This window comes from Paraburkholderia fungorum (genome assembly GCF_046027605.1).
In the GTDB taxonomy this organism is placed as follows: domain Bacteria; phylum Pseudomonadota; class Gammaproteobacteria; order Burkholderiales; family Burkholderiaceae; genus Paraburkholderia; species Paraburkholderia fungorum_F.
Genome location: NZ_JAQQEF010000006.1, coordinates 235,170 through 252,544 on the forward strand (window position 1 = coordinate 235,170; position 17,375 = coordinate 252,544).

The 17,375-nt window shown below is 63.0% G+C and carries 14 protein-coding genes; 9 read left to right on the top strand and 5 right to left on the bottom strand.

Going from position 1 to position 17,375, the window contains the following annotated elements; all coding sequences use genetic code 11:
- Positions 1 to 39: 39 nt before the first annotated feature.
- The gene (locus PQR53_RS13200) at positions 40 to 1,092 is read right to left on the bottom strand and encodes a helix-turn-helix transcriptional regulator (RefSeq protein ID WP_408454096.1); all 1,053 of its coding nucleotides are present in this window, start codon (positions 1,090 to 1,092) and stop codon (positions 40 to 42) included.
- A gap of 916 nt (positions 1,093 to 2,008) precedes the next feature.
- Between PQR53_RS13200 and PQR53_RS13205 the strand changes: the two genes are divergently transcribed.
- Positions 2,009 to 3,913: an AAA family ATPase gene (locus PQR53_RS13205; RefSeq protein ID WP_408454099.1), complete on the top strand. Its 1,905-nt coding sequence runs from the start codon at positions 2,009 to 2,011 to the stop codon at positions 3,911 to 3,913.
- A gap of 44 nt (positions 3,914 to 3,957) precedes the next feature.
- Here the strand turns inward: PQR53_RS13205 and PQR53_RS13210 are convergent, their stop codons facing one another.
- From PQR53_RS13210 to PQR53_RS13220, 3 genes are all read right to left on the bottom strand, one after another.
- The gene (locus PQR53_RS13210) at positions 3,958 to 4,197 is read right to left on the bottom strand and encodes a hypothetical protein (protein WP_408454101.1); all 240 of its coding nucleotides are present in this window, start codon (positions 4,195 to 4,197) and stop codon (positions 3,958 to 3,960) included.
- Positions 4,198 to 4,291: 94 nt separating this feature from the next.
- Positions 4,292 to 5,086, bottom strand: coding sequence for a TSUP family transporter (locus tag PQR53_RS13215; RefSeq protein ID WP_408454104.1), 795 nt, complete (start codon positions 5,084 to 5,086; stop codon positions 4,292 to 4,294).
- Positions 5,087 to 5,276: 190 nt separating this feature from the next.
- Positions 5,277 to 6,482, bottom strand: a complete 1,206-nt coding sequence (locus PQR53_RS13220) for an acyltransferase family protein (protein ID WP_408454107.1) — start codon at positions 6,480 to 6,482, stop codon at positions 5,277 to 5,279.
- Between the two features lie 586 nt (positions 6,483 to 7,068).
- Here PQR53_RS13220 and PQR53_RS13225 point away from each other — a divergent pair.
- Together PQR53_RS13225 and PQR53_RS13230 are read left to right on the top strand one after the other, a co-directional pair.
- Complete coding sequence (locus PQR53_RS13225) at positions 7,069 to 8,175, top strand: OpgC domain-containing protein (protein WP_408454110.1); 1,107 nt, start codon at positions 7,069 to 7,071, stop codon at positions 8,173 to 8,175.
- Between the two features lie 77 nt (positions 8,176 to 8,252).
- A complete protein-coding gene (locus tag PQR53_RS13230) occupies positions 8,253 to 9,845 on the top strand; it encodes a tannase/feruloyl esterase family alpha/beta hydrolase (RefSeq protein ID WP_408454113.1) in 1,593 nt (530 codons plus the stop codon).
- A 115-nt stretch (positions 9,846 to 9,960) separates the two neighbouring features.
- On the opposite strand, the gene PQR53_RS13235 is transcribed toward PQR53_RS13230, so the two are convergent.
- Positions 9,961 to 10,374 carry a hypothetical protein gene (locus tag PQR53_RS13235; protein ID WP_408454116.1) on the bottom strand — a complete coding sequence of 138 codons (414 nt, stop codon included), beginning with the start codon at positions 10,372 to 10,374 and terminating at the stop codon, positions 9,961 to 9,963.
- A gap of 628 nt (positions 10,375 to 11,002) precedes the next feature.
- On the opposite strand from PQR53_RS13235, the gene PQR53_RS13240 reads away from it, so the two are divergent.
- From PQR53_RS13240 to PQR53_RS13265, 6 genes are read left to right on the top strand one after another with little or no spacing between them, the layout of a single operon-like run.
- Positions 11,003 to 11,929, top strand: coding sequence for an STAS domain-containing protein (locus PQR53_RS13240; protein WP_408454119.1), 927 nt, complete (start codon positions 11,003 to 11,005; stop codon positions 11,927 to 11,929).
- A 34-nt stretch (positions 11,930 to 11,963) separates the two neighbouring features.
- Entirely contained in the window at positions 11,964 to 12,323 is a 360-nt protein-coding gene (locus PQR53_RS13245; protein ID WP_408454122.1) for an STAS domain-containing protein, read from the top strand.
- Entirely contained in the window at positions 12,320 to 12,826 is a 507-nt protein-coding gene (locus PQR53_RS13250; RefSeq protein ID WP_408454125.1) for an anti-sigma regulatory factor, read from the top strand. The genes PQR53_RS13245 and PQR53_RS13250 overlap by 4 nt, the downstream gene beginning before the upstream one ends.
- On the top strand, positions 12,811 to 13,878 hold the full coding sequence (locus tag PQR53_RS13255) for an anti-sigma regulatory factor (protein WP_408454128.1): 1,068 nt from the start codon (positions 12,811 to 12,813) through the stop codon (positions 13,876 to 13,878). The genes PQR53_RS13250 and PQR53_RS13255 overlap by 16 nt, the downstream gene beginning before the upstream one ends.
- A complete protein-coding gene (locus PQR53_RS13260; RefSeq protein WP_408454131.1) occupies positions 13,878 to 15,257 on the top strand; it encodes a sensor histidine kinase in 1,380 nt (459 codons plus the stop codon). The genes PQR53_RS13255 and PQR53_RS13260 overlap by 1 nt, the downstream gene beginning before the upstream one ends.
- Positions 15,254 to 17,173 (top strand): hybrid sensor histidine kinase/response regulator, encoded by a 1,920-nt coding sequence (locus PQR53_RS13265; protein ID WP_408454134.1) that lies wholly within the window; start codon positions 15,254 to 15,256, stop codon positions 17,171 to 17,173. Before PQR53_RS13260 ends, PQR53_RS13265 begins: the two co-directional genes overlap by 4 nt.
- Positions 17,174 to 17,375 lie beyond the last annotated feature (202 nt).

Here is a 17,375-nt window from a genome sequence, read left to right on the forward strand (position 1 = left end):
CTGTGTTACCAAGCCCGCATTACCAGGCGTTATCAGGAATTACCCGGCGCTCCCTGGCGCTAGCCCGTACTGCTGCAGGTTCAACGCGCGCGCCCGCATATCCTGCGGGCTCATGTCGAAGGCGCGGCGAAACGCACGGGTGAAATCGGACGCGCTCCGGAAACCGAGTCCGAAGGCGATTTCCGCCACCTGCAGATGCGGGAACCGAACCAGCTCGTCCGCCGCCTCCCGTAACCGGCGATTGCGGATATACGCACCGAGCCCGCCGTCGTGCTCGAACCAGCGATAGACGGTGGCGCGTTTCAGTTGTAATGCCTGGACCACGCTGGTCGGCGTGAGGTCAGCCTCGTGCAGATTGGCTTCGACGTAGCGCCGCACCTGGCCCATCACGGCAGACTGGAGCGCCGCCCGGCTCGCGCCTGTCAGGCGCGCTTCCTTCTGGAAGGCGGCGACCAGCAATTGGGCGCCGGCATGTAATGCTTGCGCCGCGGCGCCGGGGTCGAGCGTGGGAATTTCCCGGGCGACTGCCGACAGGTGGTCCAGCACGAGGCCGGTCAGCGGCGAACCCTGCTGGACAATGCGACCGTGAATCGCCGCGCCGTCGCGCAGTTCCTCGTCTACGATCGCGGACGGTATGAACAGACTCAGAAGCCTGCAGGTGGGCCGTTCGGCCCGAAACGGCTGGTTCAGGTCGAACGCGACGATGCCCCGCGCCGAGCTCGGCGCACTGCGTTTCTTACGCATGCCGCTCACGTGGCCGATTTCACCTTCCACGAACAGTTGAAAGACGTAATCGCGCCGCGAGTCCGTGGACACGCGCGCGACCGACCGTTCCAGGCGCATCGAATCCGTGCTGCAGTCGGTAAACACGATTCCGCCGACCGCATATAAATCGATCTCGCCGCGAAATCCGTGGACGATCTGATCGTTGGAGGGCGGTGCGTCGACCACATGGCCCACGCGCTGGCGCCAGGCCAGAAATTGTTCGCCGGCGGCGAGCGCCTGCGTGCTGAAGCGGCTCGTGAAAATGGCGGCGCGCGATTCGGCTGCGGCTGCAGTAGCCAGGTGTTGCGGCAAGGTGCGCTGGTTCATGAATCCGTTACTGCGGGCAAGGGATGCGGTTCCGGTGGGCCAGCGATGGTAACCAGATATTTAACCCGCTGTCGTCCAGAATTGAGACGGAGGGTAAAGCCTATCAAAAAAACTGCGATATTGTCGGATGTTTAGGGACGAACCGCTTTCATCGACGGTGCAGACGAAGCTTGAGGTGGCACCCAGGCGCCTGAGTCTGAATTTGTCGAAGGGAAGGGCTCCGAGAAGCGGGGGTAGGTGCGGGAGCAGTAGACCGGTGCCATCAGGTGCCGGCAATAAAAAAGAAGAACCTGAGAGTGCGCCAAAATACGAATGGGTCCACAGAGGCCCGCCGTTCAGTTGCGCAACCGTTGGGTACCTTGCCCAACGGACGTTTTGGGGGTGTCGTTGCAGGCGCCTCCGGACTTGGCCGAGCGACCGGCCGAGGATCGCCACGCAAGTGCGGTCCTCGCCGGGCGCTCGCTCGGCGAATCCCCTCCGTCATACTTCATATCAACTGATGGTCACCAGGCTGCCTGGATCCGCGTCGACCATATTCCGCATTTTTGCTGCAATTTTGACCGCTTTTTAATAGGGCTCGGTGAATTGCACGCACGCAGAATACGCATTGAATATAGGGCTGATAAACTGTGCCCGGAGCAGCGGCCCATTGTTTTAAAAGCCATGGATCGCTCCCTCAAATCCGACGTTGCAAACCGCCGGATAGACGGTAGAAATGGGCCTTTTCTGCAATCTGGAAAGAGCGGCCGACCAGCATACTGGCTGGTGTCAGAGCGGCTAAAAGGGACGTATGGTTGGGTGTCCTTCTTTCCATGCATGCATGGTGTCGCGTCAGCCGATTCCCTCCCAGCAATCTCTGCCACCTGATTTTGACCAGTACTCAGGGCCCCCTTTGGCCCGTTTTTGGAAGTGACTCATGAAGCCGGGAAAGAACTCGCTTGGGAAAAGACGTGCACGCAAGATTGCTTTTGGCGTCGGCGCCGCATTTATCGCGCTATTGCTCGCTTTGGGCGTCTGGCAGTACCAGCAGCGCGGTGCGCCGACAACGCCAGCGCTTACCGGCATTGCAAGTCAGATGCGCCACGATCCCTCGGCGTGGACCCGCGAGGAGAAAGACGCGTCGCAAATGTTGCGTGATATTCACGATGCCAAGGTGGCCGCGATCGGCGTGAGCCCTAACGCGATTCTGGTGTCGAAGCGCGACGGCTCGAAATACTTCGTCACCGACCATAACGCAACGTTCTCGCATGCGTTGCTGCTCGGCGAGCCCACAGCGGGAGAGGCCGCGCCCTATCAGCTCGTATGGCTGCCCAATGCGGACATCCGCACTGGCGCGTCGCGCTGGGTTCCGCTGTTCGGCCAGGTGCGCGACGTGATCAGCCTGCTGTTGCCCCTGTTGCTGATCGGCGGCATGGTGTGGTTCATGCGCCGCGAGATGAGAGGTGGCGCGTCGTTGCTCAACAAGGCACCCACGCTGTGTTTCGACGACGTGATCGGCGCCGGTGAAGCAAAGGCGGCACTCGCGGACATTCGCGGCTATCTGTCCAATCCGAAGCAATTCTCCTCGATGGGCGTGCGCGCACCGTGCGGCATCCTGATGGTCGGCGGCCCAGGCGTCGGCAAGACACGGCTCGCGCAGGCGCTCGCCGGCGAATGCGGCGCGAACTTCATTTCGATCACGGGTAGTTATTTCAGTGCGAAGTACTACGGCGTCGGCATCCAGAAGGTCAAGCACCTGTTCGAACTCGCGCGCAAGAATGCGCCCACGGTCATCTTCATCGACGAGGCCGACGGCCTCGCCAAACGCACGGATACCGGCGGCGGCCCCGTCGAAGCCGAGAGCAATCGCATCATCAACCAGTTGCTCGCGGAAATGGATGGTTTCGCGTCCAATGAAGGCGTCATCATCGTCGCGGCCACCAACCATCCCGACAATCTGGACGAGGCGTTGCGCCGCCCGGGCCGTTTCGATCGCACGGTGCAGGTCCGCTTGCCCGACCGCGAAGACCGCGCGAAAATTTTCCGCTTCTATGCGGAGAAGCTGAAGTCGAAGGCCGCCGACATCGACTATGACCAACTCGCTCGCCTGACCACGGGTCTTTCGCCGGCTACGGTCGCGATGGTCGTGAATCAGGCGGGGCTGGTCGCGCGCAAGGCCGGCGAGACGGAAATCGCCGCCAAGCATTTCATGGAGGCGATCAAGATCGCGCGCATCGGCGACGTGAGCGGCGCCGAGCGGGCACTGAGCGAGGACGAACGCACGCGCATCGCGGTGCACGAAGCGGGGCATGGTCTCGTGGCCGCGGTGCTCGGCACCGGCGTGCTGGAAGAGGTCACCATTCTGCCGCGTGGCGGCGCGTTGGGTGTCGCGCTCATCACCAAGGCGCAAGACAAGCACCTGTACCGCGAAACCGAGATTCGCAACGAAATTCAGGTCTTGCTCGGCGGGCGTAACGCCGAAATTCTCATGTTCTCCGAAGCATCGAGCGGCGCTGCGTCGGATCTGCAGGAAGCCTCGCGCATCAGCCTCGACATGGTGTCGAAGTTCGGCTTCAACCGCGACGGCGATCTGTTTAGCCTCGCTGCGCTGCCCTCGCAGTATGCGGGCTTGCAAATGAAGAGCGCCATCGAGCACGCCAACGTGCTGCTCAAGGAACTCAACGAACTGTGCTACGGGCTGCTGCATGCATATGAGCCCGTGCTGCGTGCAATCGCCGATGAACTGCTCGAACGGGAAACGGTGCCTGGCGAAACCGTTTACCGATTGATCAAAGAGCACACGAGCGCGCTGAAGATCGTCCACGAGCCCGCTGCGGCTTGATCCGCATTGGGTGGGCGCGTAGCGAATCAGCGGATCGCCGACGCCTATGCGAAGTCCGACGGTCCGGGCGACGGCACACCGGGGGGCGTCTCGGTTTCGCCTAAAGGCTCATCGTCGGCCTTCTTCGCGGGCAGCGCTGGTTCACCTTTGTGTGGCAACGGCTGATCGAGACCCGGTTCGACAGGCGTGGGAATGGCGTCGCCAATCGGCTTGGAGACCTCGGTGGGCTGGCTGCCAGGATCTTCTTCCGGCTTGTTTTCGGGCTCGTTTGGGGAATTGGGCATATTTGCCTCCATGGCTTCCGGTGGGTTGCTATCAGCCATGATCAGCAATGCGCGTTCCACGGCCCGAATTCACCGGCAAGCGCGATACCAGACCCTATAGAACCCCGGATTTCCAAACCATCTGCGCGGCGGCTGCCAGAACGAACACCAGCACCAGCACGCGAAACGCGCCCGGCGGCAACCGGTCTCTGAGCGGTCGCACGAGGAGTATTCCCGCGATCACCGGCACACTCGCGCAGACCGAAATAACCAGATCGCTCCAGCTGGCATGCGCGCCGCCGCTAAAAGTGGCAACTAGCGTGATAATCGAAACCACCAGAATAATCGCGATCTGCTTCGTAAAGACTTTGCCCGTGGCGCCCGTGGCGATCAGGTACATCGCCAGCAACGGCCCCGGCACCGAAGCGATGCTCTCCATCACCGCCGCGCCGAATCCCAATACGAAGCCTGCGGGTTTCGCCCACGCCGGCGACAACGTCAGCCGCGGCGAAAGCAGCAGGAGCAGCGCCGCGACAATCAGCAATAAGCCGGCGGCCGCCTGCGCGCGATGAGGCGCTAGCGAAATCAACACGCTCACACCGACGATGTTGCCGATCACGGTACCGATCAACGGCGCGCCAATCCGCTTGAGCGTCGGCAGCATATCGCCGCCCTCCAATGCCTGGGGAATATTGCCGAGAATGATCGGCATCGACAGAAGTAGAACAGCCTCCTTGATCGGCAGGAACTGGCTGAGAATCGGCATGGCAACCAGCGGCACGCCGATACTGACCACGCCCTTGACCATCCCCCCCAGCAACAGCGCCGCAACGATGCCAAGCAGCGCGGCAACGCTGAGTGCCTGCAGGCTCGGCCCAAGTACCCCGTTGGCAAAACTGAAATGAAACATGGTTGAAGTCCCCGAGCCGGGCGCGCTGATCGGACGGAGCAGATTTCGCGCGGACAGTGGCTTGTTTTTATCGTTCGGTCTGTTCAGTGCCCGCGTGTCGCGCAAGGGTGGAGCAGCCGGCTAAGTGAGGCAGCATGATACCGTGCCCTTACTCAAATCACATGAAAGTGGAACGTAAGGCCCGGCTGCTTTAAACGGGATCTGAAGCGGCGGCATCTGAAGCGGCGCCTTCATTTCTCGACGCACGCCTGGTGCTGGCGGCGAACATGGCCGGCGTTTGCGCAGCCCCGGGACTTGCGCGGTCCACCGCCGCCGGCGTGCGCCGTGTCTTCAGGCGCAGGATCGGTGCTTCGATCAACCGCCAGGACAGCACGGCCATCGTCAGCGAAATCAGGAACGACGCGACAATCCCGGTGACATGTGCCCACATCGGCACGGTCCCGCCGAAGAATGCCGTGGCGCGATGGTTGCGGGTCAGGTCCGGAATCAGATTGTGATAGAGATAAAAGCCGTAACTGATGCGGCCAAAGTTCACCAGCCAGCCGGTTTCAAGCAGGCCGATCACTGCCGCGTTCCGGCAACACGCAATCGAACACACCAGCGCCGCGATAGAGACGCCATACAAGGCGCTGACCGTCGTGAAGGCGAATGAGTTGTTCAACTGACTCCACACCGGCTCAGTGGCGCAAAACCCCACCAGGCAAACACTCAAAACGAACAGCGTCACGCCGTGTCCGAGCATGACACGCAAACGGCTCTCTTTCCCAGCGATCATCAAGCCGCCAAGGCCGCCCAATGCCAGCAGCCAGAAGTTGGTTAGCGGATGCGTATAGATCGTGATGTCCTGCCACTGTGCCGCACGCATCGCCTGCAACGAAACCAGTCCGACGGCGACGATCGTCAGACAGACCGCGCGATGACGCCGCACCGCAACCACCAGCAGTAACGGCGCAAACACGAGATAGAACTGCTCTTCGATCGCGAGACTCCAGAGATGCGAATAACGCCCCGGCCAGTAATGCAGCACGGAGCCGATCCAGACGTTCGACAGATAAGCGAAATGAAACGGCATGCCGCTCGCCAGTTCGGGACTCGCCATGCCGAACGCCATCAGCACGCACATCACCACGAGCATCAGGTAGTAGATCGGAAAGATGCGCAACGTACGCCGAAAGAGGAAGCGCTTCAGCTCAGCGCCGAACCGGCTGCTGTTCGTTTCGATGCGCCCGCGTTGCGCGGACAGAATGCCGATGATCAGAAAGCCGCTCAGCGCGAAGAAGATCCACACGCCGAGGTGGCCGATCTCGCCAATGTCGCCGAATAGACGGTGTTGAAAAAAGACCATCAGGACTGCAATCGCTCGCAATCCGTCGAAGCCGGCAATCCTGTTGTTCATGTGGTCGTCTTCCAATGCGAAGGCGGCGCGCAAGGTGCCGCGTTCAAGGCGATAGTGGAAGGACCGGAGCACATTGGCGACGGCAACGTCAGCCGCGCAAATAGAAAGCGTCGTCAGGACGCTCGGCAGGCCGGCCGGGCGAAGATCAGCCGGGCAGCGTGTCCGGTCCACATGAGTGGCCGCCGTCGACAGGTGGCATCGCGCGAAAACGCGGGATGCCCGACGGTCGTGCATGAAGCCATCCTACGATGAAAAAAAGCGAAAAAAATCGCGCACGGCAATTGATGATTTTTTTCCGTGACCCTTACCGACGCGCCCGTGCCTGATCCATTAAAAGCCGCAAAACTTGCCGCAAATTTTGCCGCGCAGGAGCAGACGTGACGACTCAGTATTACCGCACGCCGACAACTGAATTTCAGATTGCTGCCACTGCGCATGTATCTAGAGGGTGCTTGTCAGCGCGTGTCGACGAGGTGCACGGCATCGCTGGGAACGTTTTATTCTGATGGAGTTCCTACCGGAAACAGCGGTACACAACCGCTTGTCACGGCGCATCAGATGCATGCGCCATCTTGCGAGAACCTGAATGGACACCCGCCGCGGACGCTCGATCGAAGTGGATTTTTTCCGCGGCGTCGTGTTGATCGTCATCGTGCTGGATCACATTCCGGGCAGCGCGCTGTCGCATCTGATGTTGCACGCGTATGCGTTGTGCGACTCGGCCGAAGTGTTCGTGTTCCTCGGCGGCTATGCGTCGGCGGCGGCGTATACGGCAGTGCTCGCGGGCCGCGGCGAGAGTGCCGCGAAGCTGCGTTTCGTCAGACGCTGCTGGGAGATCTATCGCGCCTATCTGCTCACGGCCGTACTGACGCTGTTGTCCGGCGCCGTGCTCGCACTATTGCACCTGAACCAGCCGATGGTGGACCTGACCGGCTGGCCGCCGTTCGTGGTTCAGCCGTTGCGCGAGGCGTTCGATATTGCCGTGCTGCGGCGCCAGCCGTATCTCTCCAGTGTGCTCCCCATGTACGTGATCTTTGCGCTATGCGTACCGTTCATGGTGCCGCTGGCGCGCCGCTCGTCACTCGCGGCGCTGGGTTTGAGCGTGACGATCTGGGTGTTCGCCCGGCCACTGGCCGCGTTATTCAGCATTGACGACGTGGCCAGCTGGGCTTTTAATCCGTTTGCATGGCAGCTGATGTTCGTGCTCGGCATGCTGTGCCGGGTGCGGCCCATCAGCGAGCGCTTTCACGCCACCCGCACGGCGCGCTGGTTCACGCGCGCCGCGGTGGTCGCGGTGCTGGCGTTTGCCATCGTCAAACTCTTCGTGCTCACGCAGCCGCTGCCCGGCACGCTTAAACAGAACCTTTCCGTGGACCGTGTGATCAACTTCATCGTCATCGCCTGGCTCGCCGCGCAGTTCGTGCGCAGGGGCAGCATCGCGTGGCTCGCGGAGCGCTTGCCGGCCGTGGTGACGGTGGGCCGTACCGGGCTCGTGTGTTTCGTCGGCGGCACGCTGGTGTCATTGATCGTCGATACGGCGACGCCGCATACCTTTCACGGTTTTCGCGGCACGTTGATCGGACTCGGCGGCGACCTCGTCGCGATCGGCGCGCTGCTGATGATCGCGCGCGGCTGGAACGACTGGAAAGGGCAGCAATCGCGCACGGCTGCCAAGGGCGCGGGTTTCGGATGAGGGCGCGGGTGCGTCGCGCGGGTTTCAAGCTGGGTTCACGCACGCTCGTCGCGGTTGCCGGCGCAGTGCTATGGCTGATGAGCACCCCAGAAGCGTTTGCTGCAGCGAACGAAGCGCCGCTCGCCATGCGTTGCGCGGAATTCGCGGGGGCGGTGCTGCCGCCCGAACTGATCGCGTTGCCCACTGCCGGCGTGCAGATTGAAAGCGCGGCGATGGTGGCCGCCACGGCACCCGGCAATCAGCAAGGCGGCGAATATTGCCGCATCACCGGCCGTATCAAGGCGCTCAAGGCCAGCACGCCCGATATCCGCTTCGACCTGAATCTGCCGCGCCGCTGGAACGGTCGTGCGTTGCAGATCGGCGGCGGGGGCTATAACGGCGTGGTGGTGAGCGGCACGGGCGTGATGCCGTTCTCTCCGGATCGCGCGCCGCTCGCGCAAGGCTATGCGACTTTCGGCGACGACTCGGGGCATGTGGGCGATTCATCGCTTGCGGTGTTCGGCCTCGTCGATGAAGCGGTGACGAATTTCGGCTACGCGCATCTGAAGAAAACGCACGACGCCGCGCTCGCCCTCATTGCGCGCGCTTACGGCCGGCCGCCGCAACGGATGTATTTTGCCGGCGGCTCGACGGGCGGGCGCGAAGGCTACACGGTGATCCAACGCTATCCCGACGACTACGACGGCGTGATCGCCAATTCGCCGGCGCTGAATTTTTCCGGCGTGCGGCTGATGGGCGTCAAGCTCGGTCAGGCGGAATACGCCACGCCCGGGGGCTTCATTCCGCCTCTGTTGCTCGAACACGTGTATCAACGCACGCTCGCGATGTGCGACCGGCTCGACGGCGCGCCGGACGGCATTGTCAGCGACGTGGCCGGCTGCCGGGAGCAGGAAGCGGACATCATCGCTTCGTTGCGCTGCGCCGGACGCACGCCCTCGCACGACGAGTGCCTCACTGACGCGCAACTTGCCACCTTGCTGGCAATGCGTGACGGCCTGTCGTTGCCCTACAGGCTGGCGTGGGACGTGACCGGCTATCGCGGCTACAACGTCTTTCAAGGTACGCGTCTGACGGGCCTGCTTGGGCTCGCGCATCAAGCCGGGCGCTTGCAGGTGCCGACCTTTTTCGCCAACGGTTACCTGTTCGCGCAGGGCGACGGTTACGTCCGCTATTTCGTGACGCGAGACGCGGCGTTCGACTCGCTCAAGTTCGACCCACAGCATCCGGGCCAATATCGCGCGCAACTCGTCACGCTTTCACAGACGATCGGTTCGATGAACCCCGACCTCTCGCGTTACATCGCGCACGGCGGCAAGCTCATCACGCTGCAAGGCCTCGCCGACGAAGTCATCAGCCCGAACCAGACGATCGCCTACTACGAGGCGCTGATCGATCGCTTCGGCGCCGACCAGGTCAATGCGTTCATGCGACTCTATATGGTGCCGGGTTTTCAGCACGGCAGCGGGGCGTTCATCCCATCGGTGGATCTGTTGGGTGTGCTCGACAACTGGGTGACGCGTGGCACATCGCCCGAAACGTTGACTGCCACGGATATCGCGGCAGCAACCAACGGCCGCTCGCGTCCGTTGTGCCGTTACCCGCTGTTTCCACGCTACACCGGGAAGGGCAATGTGAATCTCGCCAGCAGTTTCGCGTGCGCCGAACCCTGATGCTGACGTCTGCGCGTTTTCATCCAAATCTTCTAGAAGAAAGGGGGCGGCGGCGCATTATCCGAGCGCCGCCGCCCCGTTTGAGGCGACTTCTCTCAATACAGTTGCAAGGCTTCTACTGACCGTTTTGCATCGTGCCGTTGTTCATGCCGTTGCCCGTGCCGCTACGCGTACCGTTGCTCATGCCATTGCTCGTACCGTTGCTCATGCCGCTATTCGACCGGTTCATCGAAGGGCTGTTGGGCGACGCACCCGTCCCCGTGCCCATGCCCCCACCGGTGCCGGTTACACCCGGCGAGCCGTAGCCCGACTCGCTCGGGCTCTTCATCGTGCCCGTGCCGGCTCCCGGTGTCGCGACACCGCCTGCGCCGCCGGTATTGCCGCCGCCCGCGCCGATGCCATTCCCGCCACCCGCGCCGCCGCCGGCACCACCGCCACCGCCTGCTCCGCCGCCTGCCTGGGCATAAACTCCGCCCGACAGGGCCATCACGAGAGCCGAAGCAAAAATCGTCCTGGTAATGTGTTTCATGATCCACCTCCATAGAGTTCGATTAACGTCACGCAAGCGCATGTCGCTCACATGAAGAGACTGCCGCAAGCGGTGTGCCTCGCGCGCGCCGGAGCATCGAGATGAAATGCAGCGACGTGTTCCAGGACGCACCGCCATTCCGGGTTCCAATCGAGCGCTGGACTCCGCAGCAGGTTGGTGAAAATCGAGCATGACGCGTTCCCGCCACCGCACTGCAAGACGGGGCGTAACGGTAGTTATCCGAAGTAATGACGACCGATCCCGCGGAAGGAATCGGGAGGCAAATCAAAATCGGGCAAACGTTTGGCTCAAGTGCGGCAGCCGGCCTCGCATCAATGAGGATGCCGACATCGAACGCCGGGAATGTCCATAGCGACAAGCAATAGTTACCTGACTCCATGCCGCGCGATCACCGTATCATGTAAAAGCAGCCGATTCAAAGCGCTCATCCAGCGCCTCCGCGACGCGGCCGATAGTGCTTGCATACGAATCGGGGCGGTAGCATTGTTAAGGCGTTCCACCCCATGCTAGAGTCCAAGGCGCTCAATCGGCAGCACGTTTGAACACGAGTAAAAGTACACGGCCCGGCGCCTGCGCCGCCTGCTGGTAAACGACTGGGGAAACTTGTATGGAAACACTCGGCGGAACGCGTCTCGCCCAACTATTCAATGATCGGCAAAGCGAGTTACTGGGCGAATGGGTCGCCCAGCAATACGCGATCGCTGCGCGCCGCGGCGGTGTCACCGAAGCGCAATTGCGCAACCAGTTCGGGCAGTTCGTCGCGTTGACCTGCGCCGCGCTGGGTGCGTCCGACCGTGTCGACTTCAGGGCCCCGGCGTGGGACGACGTGCGCGGCCTGCTCGCGGAAGTCTCCACGCAACGCGCGCGGCAGGGTTTCACGCCGGTTGAAACCGCCATGTTCGTGTTTTCGTTGAAGGAACCGCTCTTTGCACGCTTGCGCAGCGAGTTGGCGAACGATCCCGCCACGCTGGCGGAACTGACCTGGACCATCGGCAGCCTGTTCGACGCGCTCGGGCTCTACACCACGGAAGTTTTCCAGACGAGCCGTGAACAGGTCATCGTGCGCCAGCAGCAGGAACTGCTGGAACTGTCCACGCCGGTCGTGCAGCTGTGGGAAGGCATTCTCGCGCTGCCGCTGATCGGCACGCTAGACTCGGCACGCACTCAGGTGGTGATGGAAAGCCTGCTGCAGAAGATCGTCGAGACCGGCGCCGCGATCGCGATCATCGACATCACGGGCGTGCCGACTGTCGATACCCTCGTCGCACAACATCTGCTCAAGACCGTCGCAGCCGCGCGGCTGATGGGCGCCGATTGCATCATCAGCGGGATCCGGCCGCAAATCGCGCAGACCATCGTTCATCTGGGTGTGAATCTGTCGAACGTGATCACCAAGGCCACGCTTGCCGATGCGTTCGTCATCGCGCTGCAACGCACTGGCAGGTCACTCTCGAACGGCGATCGTCATGCCTCGGCCCCGAGTATCTCCGGTTCGCCAGGCGCATTGCGCGGCAACCCGTTCACCGGCGACTGACGCCGGCTCACGCGACCACCAACCGGACCCGGCGATGGAACGCATTCCAATTTTGCGGATGGGCAAGCTGCTGCTTGTCACCATCCAGGTAGACATGCACGACGGGCTTGCGATGACCTTGCAGGACGATCTGACCAGCCGCATCGTCAAAGACCGCGCCAAAGGCGTGCTGATCGATATTTCATCGCTCGACGTGGTGGATTCGTTCATTGGCCGGATGATCGGCGACACGGCGGCGATGGCGCGCGTGCTTGACGCCGAAACCGTGGTGGTCGGCATGCAGCCGTCCGTCGCGATCACGCTGGTCGAACTCGGTCTGGCGCTGCCCGGTGTACGCACCGCGCTGAACGTCGAGAAGGGCATGGCGTTGCTGACCGGTACGGAACCGCTTTGAGCGCCATTCCCGGCCGGCCGCGCGACAGCGTGCCTCTCTCCTCCATGACGGGTAACGGCGACGCGTCCGCCCCGAGTGGCCCGGCTGGTCCTGACGGCCAGCCTCCCGAGGAGATCCTGCCGATCCGCTCGGACGAGCAGATCGTGCGCTTACGCCGTCTCGTACGCGAAAAAGCCGTTGCGCTAGGCATGTCGTTAATCGATCAGACGAAATTCGTCACCGCGGCGAGTGAACTTGCCCGCAACACGCTCACGTACGGCGGGGGCGGCGACGTACACTTTTATATCGTTCAGCGTAATGGGCGCACCGGCTTGCGCCTCGAATTCGTCGACAACGGGCCGGGCATCGCCGATATTCAAAAAGCGCTGACCGACGGCTATACCAGCGGCAATGGTCTGGGCCTCGGGCTCGGCGGCGCGAAACGGCTGTGCGACGAGTTTGAAATCCGCTCGGCGCCAGGCGAGGGTACTCATATTTCAGTGACCAAATGGAAGCCGTTCTGAACGGGTTGAGCGCGACCCAACAGCGTTTCGAAATCGGCGATCCGAGCCAGGTTTCGTACGCGCGCCGCGGTATCAGTCAATTGGCGCATCGCACCGGCTGCAGCGAAACGGTGATCGGCAGGCTGGCGATCATCGTGACCGAATGCGCGACCAATCAGCTCAAGCACGCGCAGCGTGGCGAATTGCTGGTGCGGCCGATCAGCGAGGCGCCGTCGCGTTACGGCATCGAGCTGCTCGCGATCGACAGCGGTCCGGGGATTCACGATCTGCATATGTGTTTCGTCGACGGCTATACGACCGCCGGCAGTCCGGGCAACGGCATGGGCGCGATTCAACGCCTCGCCGACGAGCTCGACATCTGGAGCGCCCCGGGCCTGGGCACGGTGCTGCGCCTCGTGGTCTGGGCCGAGGCCGGCCCGGCGGCTGCGGAGCCTCGCGGGCCGATTGAATACGGCGCGATCAATCTGCCGTTGCAGGGCGAGACGTTTTGCGGCGACGCATGGACGTGCGGCTACACGGAGGACGAATTCACGGTGATGGTCGCCGACGGACTTGGCCACGGCGCATTGGCGAATACCGCGGCCGTGGCCGCGACCGCCACGTTTGCCCGGCTCGGGCCGTCGAGCGTCGAGGAGATCGTCGTGGCCTCGCATGAAGCGCTGCGGCCCACCCGCGGCGCGGCGCTCGGCGTCGCGCGTATCCCGACGCAGGCCGCCGCGCATGGCGCGCCCAGCGTCGCGCGCTTTTGCGGCGTGGGCAACATCGCCGCGAGCGTCTGGACGCCCTACGGTCACCGTCATCTGGTGTCGCACGCCGGTATCGTCGGCCATCAATTGCGCAAGGCGCAGGAGTTTCAGGTCGACTGGCCGCAAGACGCTCTGCTGATCCTGCACTCGGACGGTCTCGCCACGCGTTGGGATTTGAGCCGCTATCCGGGGCTCACGCTGCGCCACCCGACCCTGGTCGCCGCTACACTGTATCGCGACTTCACGCGCGGCAGCGACGACGTCACGGTGTTCGTCGCGCGTGCCCTTCAAGCAGAGTCTCTGTGATGGCCGAAACACTCCATGCGATGCCGATCGACAGCGAGTTCGCCGTGGTTGCCGCGCGCCGGCGCGCGCGCGAACTTGGCGAAGCGCTTGCCTTCACCGCCCACGATCAAACCCGCATTGCCACCTCGGTGCTCGAAGTCGCGCGTAGTGTGCTGAGCGCCACGTCGCACGGGCACGCCGAATTTCTGCTCGACGAAGCGAGCCGCCCGCAAGGCTTGCTGATCCGTTTCGTTGCGCCCGCAACCACGCTCGATCACCTCCGCGGAGGGGCCGCCGGCGCCGCTCGTCCCGCCGATGCTGAAGAGCCGGCCGGCGTCATGGGCGTGCTCGCGGCTCAGCGTCTGATGGATGCGTGCCTGTTCGAAGACGCCGCGGGCGACGCCGTCGTGACCTTGATCAAGCACTTGCCGGAGCAGGCGTCGCGTCCCACCGCCGCCGCCGTGGCTACCGCAGCCGCGCTTGCCGAAGGGGCGGCCGCGTCGGGCGCGCAAGGTTCGTTCGATGAAGTCCAGCGGCAAAACCGCGAGCTGGTCAACGCGCTGAGCGATTTGCGGGAACGTCAGGAAGAGCTGGTCCGGCTCACGCGCGAGCTTGAGGACACCAATCGCGGCGTAGTCGCGCTTTATGCCGAACTGGACGAGCGCGCCGACCACCTGCGGCGGGCCGACGAAGCGAAATCGCGCTTCCTGTCGAACATGAGCCACGAATTCCGCTCGCCGCTGTATTCGATTCGCGCGTTGTCGAAGCTGCTGATGGACCGTGCGGATGGCGAGTTGACCGACGAGCAGGCCAAGCAGGTGCGCTTCATCCGCAAAGCCGCCGAGGAACTGTCCGAAACCGTCGACGACCTGCTCGATATCGCGAAGATCGAGGCGGGCAAGATCGAACTGCGGCCCGTCGAATTCGAAGTCGCCAATCTGTTTTCGGCATTGCGCGGCATGTTGCGTCCGCTCTTGCCGGCGAGCGATGTCGAATTGCTGTTCGATCCTTGCGACGACATCCCGCCGGTTTGCGCCGACGAAGGCAAGGTCTCGCAGATTCTCCGCAATTTCATATCCAATGCGCTAAAGTTCACCGAACGGGGTGAGGTACGGGTGCGGGCCGAATATGACGCCGCTCAACAGCGCCTGACCTTCTCGGTGAGCGATACCGGCATCGGCATTGCGCCCGAGCATCAGCAAAGCGTATTCGAGGAATTCGAGCAGGTGGAAAACCGCCTGCAGACCTATGTGAAGGGCACGGGGCTGGGACTGCCGCTGTGCAGCAAGCTCTGCAAGTTGCTGGGCGGCTCGGTCGGGCTGCAAAGCGAATTGGGCAAAGGCTCCACTTTTACCGCGACCATCCAGGCGTATGTGCCGACGGAAAACGATCTCCCATGAGCGACCCGACCCACACCCTCATATTGAACGTCGACGACAACGACGGTGCCCGGTACGCCAAGAGTCGCATTCTGTCGCGTGCGGGCTTTGTCGTGATCGAGGCCGCCAACGGCACCGAGGCGATCGAACGGGCGCGGCTCTCGTTGCCCGACCTCGTGCTGCTCGACGTCAAACTGCCGGACATCAACGGCTTCGAAGTGTGTCGCCAGATCAAGGCGGCGCCAGAGACGGCCGGCATTCTCGTGCTGCAGACCTCGGCGGCGGCCGTGCAGAGCATCGACAAGATTCGCGGTCTCGACGGGGGCGCCGACAGCTACCTCATCGAGCCAATCGAACCGGCCGAGCTGATCGCGCATGTGCGCGCGCTGTTGCGGGTGCGTCGCGCGGAAGGCGCGTTGCGTGAAAGCGAAGAGCGCTTTCGGCAGATGGCAGAAAATATCGACGACGTGTTCTGGATGCTCGACCCGTCAACCGACCAGTTGCTGTACGTGAGCCCCGCGTATCGGCGGCTATGGGGCGACGAGGCGTTCGCGCCGCGTCCTGGCGCGGGCCACTGGGCGGGCCGGATTCATCCGCACGACGAAGCCGCGGTCGGCAGCGCGTATTGCGCGCTGGCAACCGGCGTTCCGTATGAGATCGAATACCGCATCGTGCGCGCCGATGGCGAAATCCGTTGGGTCGCCGAGCGCGGTTTTCCGGTGCGCGATGGGCGCGACCGTATCTACCGTCTGGCCGGTATCGTCAACGATATCTCGGAGCGCAAGGCCAATGAAATGGTGCTGCGCGACGCCGATCGCCGCAAGGACGAGTTCCTTGCGATGCTCGCGCACGAACTGCGCAACCCGTTGGCGCCGATCCGCAATGCCATCGAATTGCTCGATCCGAACCGCTTGCCTTCGCCGCAGAACTTCGATGCGATGCGCGCGGTGATCGGCCGCCAGGTCAAGCATTTGAGCCGCCTCGTCGACGATCTGCTCGACGTGGCGCGGATTACGCAAGGCAAGATCACGCTGCGCCAGGAGATCGTCGGCCTTGCCGCCGCCATCGAGGCGGCGATTGAAACGGCCGCGCCCACGCTCACGAGGAAGGGCCACACGCTCAGGACCGAGATGCCTGACGAGCCGCTTTTTATCGTCGGCGACGGCGTGCGGATCGCGCAGGTGCTCGGCAATATCCTCTCGAACGCGGCCAAGTACACGCCGCAAGACGGCGAGATTCTGATCGACGTTCGCGAGTCGAGCGACAACGTGCAGATCACCGTGCGCGACAACGGCGTCGGCATTGCGGCCGACACCCTTCCGCATATCTTCGACCTGTTCGTGCAGTCCGAGAGTTCGCTCGAACGTTCCGAGGGCGGCCTCGGCATCGGCTTGCCGTTGGCGCGCACGCTGGTCGAGCTGCATGGCGGCACGATCGAGGCATTTTCTGCGGGCCCGGGAAAGGGCAGTGAATTCATCGTGTGCCTGCCGTTGACGCGCCTCGCGCAAACCGACCATCCGCTCGTCACGGCGCCTGTGACCGTGCCGCAAGGCGCGGGTCCGGCGCTGCGCCTGCTGCTGGTGGACGATAGCGTCGATGCCGCGACAGCCATGTCGCTCCTGCTCGAATCGGACGGCTATGACGTGCGCATCGCGCACGAAGCCGTGCATGCGCTCGAGATCGCCGCACAATTCGAACCTGAGATCGTCCTGCTCGATCTCGGCCTGCCCGGCATGGACGGGTTTCAACTCGCGCAGGAAATGCGCAGGCGCGCGGCAACGGCCAATGCGCTGCTGATTGCGGTCACCGGTTATGGACAGGCGGCCGACCGTCAGCGTTCGCATGAAGCGGGCTTCGATCATCATCTGGTGAAGCCGGTGTCGTCCGATGAAATTCAGCGCGTGATTTCCAGCCGTTTCCCCGGCGGGCGTAGTTAAGCCGTAGTCGCACGGCGCCCGGCATGAACAGGTTCGCGGCAGGGAGCCGGCCTTCACTGAATCAATACGGAAGCCGAACTATTTTGCACTGCAGCGAAATAGCCGGCTTACCGTTTCTGCGCTGCGCGTGGGATTCAGCCAAGGACCCTGTCGGGCGTCCCTGTTCGCCGTAATTCGAAGCCGTGCTGCACGCTTTCGCACT

Bases quoted from the DNA above. Each gene is read 5' to 3' on its own strand.
- PQR53_RS13200 (WP_408454096.1), bottom strand. From the start codon at position 1,092: ATGAACCAGCGCACCTTGCCGCAACACCTGGCTACTGCAGCCGCAGCC.
- PQR53_RS13205 (WP_408454099.1), top strand. From the start codon at position 2,009: ATGAAGCCGGGAAAGAACTCGCTTGGGAAAAGACGTGCACGCAAGATT.
- PQR53_RS13210 (WP_408454101.1), bottom strand. From the start codon at position 4,197: ATGCCCAATTCCCCAAACGAGCCCGAAAACAAGCCGGAAGAAGATCCT.
- PQR53_RS13215 (WP_408454104.1), bottom strand. From the start codon at position 5,086: ATGTTTCATTTCAGTTTTGCCAACGGGGTACTTGGGCCGAGCCTGCAG.
- PQR53_RS13220 (WP_408454107.1), bottom strand. From the start codon at position 6,482: ATGAACAACAGGATTGCCGGCTTCGACGGATTGCGAGCGATTGCAGTC.
- PQR53_RS13225 (WP_408454110.1), top strand. From the start codon at position 7,069: ATGGACACCCGCCGCGGACGCTCGATCGAAGTGGATTTTTTCCGCGGC.
- PQR53_RS13230 (WP_408454113.1), top strand. From the start codon at position 8,253: ATGAGCACCCCAGAAGCGTTTGCTGCAGCGAACGAAGCGCCGCTCGCC.
- PQR53_RS13235 (WP_408454116.1), bottom strand. From the start codon at position 10,374: ATGAAACACATTACCAGGACGATTTTTGCTTCGGCTCTCGTGATGGCC.
- PQR53_RS13240 (WP_408454119.1), top strand. From the start codon at position 11,003: ATGGAAACACTCGGCGGAACGCGTCTCGCCCAACTATTCAATGATCGG.
- PQR53_RS13245 (WP_408454122.1), top strand. From the start codon at position 11,964: ATGGAACGCATTCCAATTTTGCGGATGGGCAAGCTGCTGCTTGTCACC.
- PQR53_RS13255 (WP_408454128.1), top strand. From the start codon at position 12,811: ATGGAAGCCGTTCTGAACGGGTTGAGCGCGACCCAACAGCGTTTCGAA.
- PQR53_RS13260 (WP_408454131.1), top strand. From the start codon at position 13,878: ATGGCCGAAACACTCCATGCGATGCCGATCGACAGCGAGTTCGCCGTG.
- PQR53_RS13265 (WP_408454134.1), top strand. From the start codon at position 15,254: ATGAGCGACCCGACCCACACCCTCATATTGAACGTCGACGACAACGAC.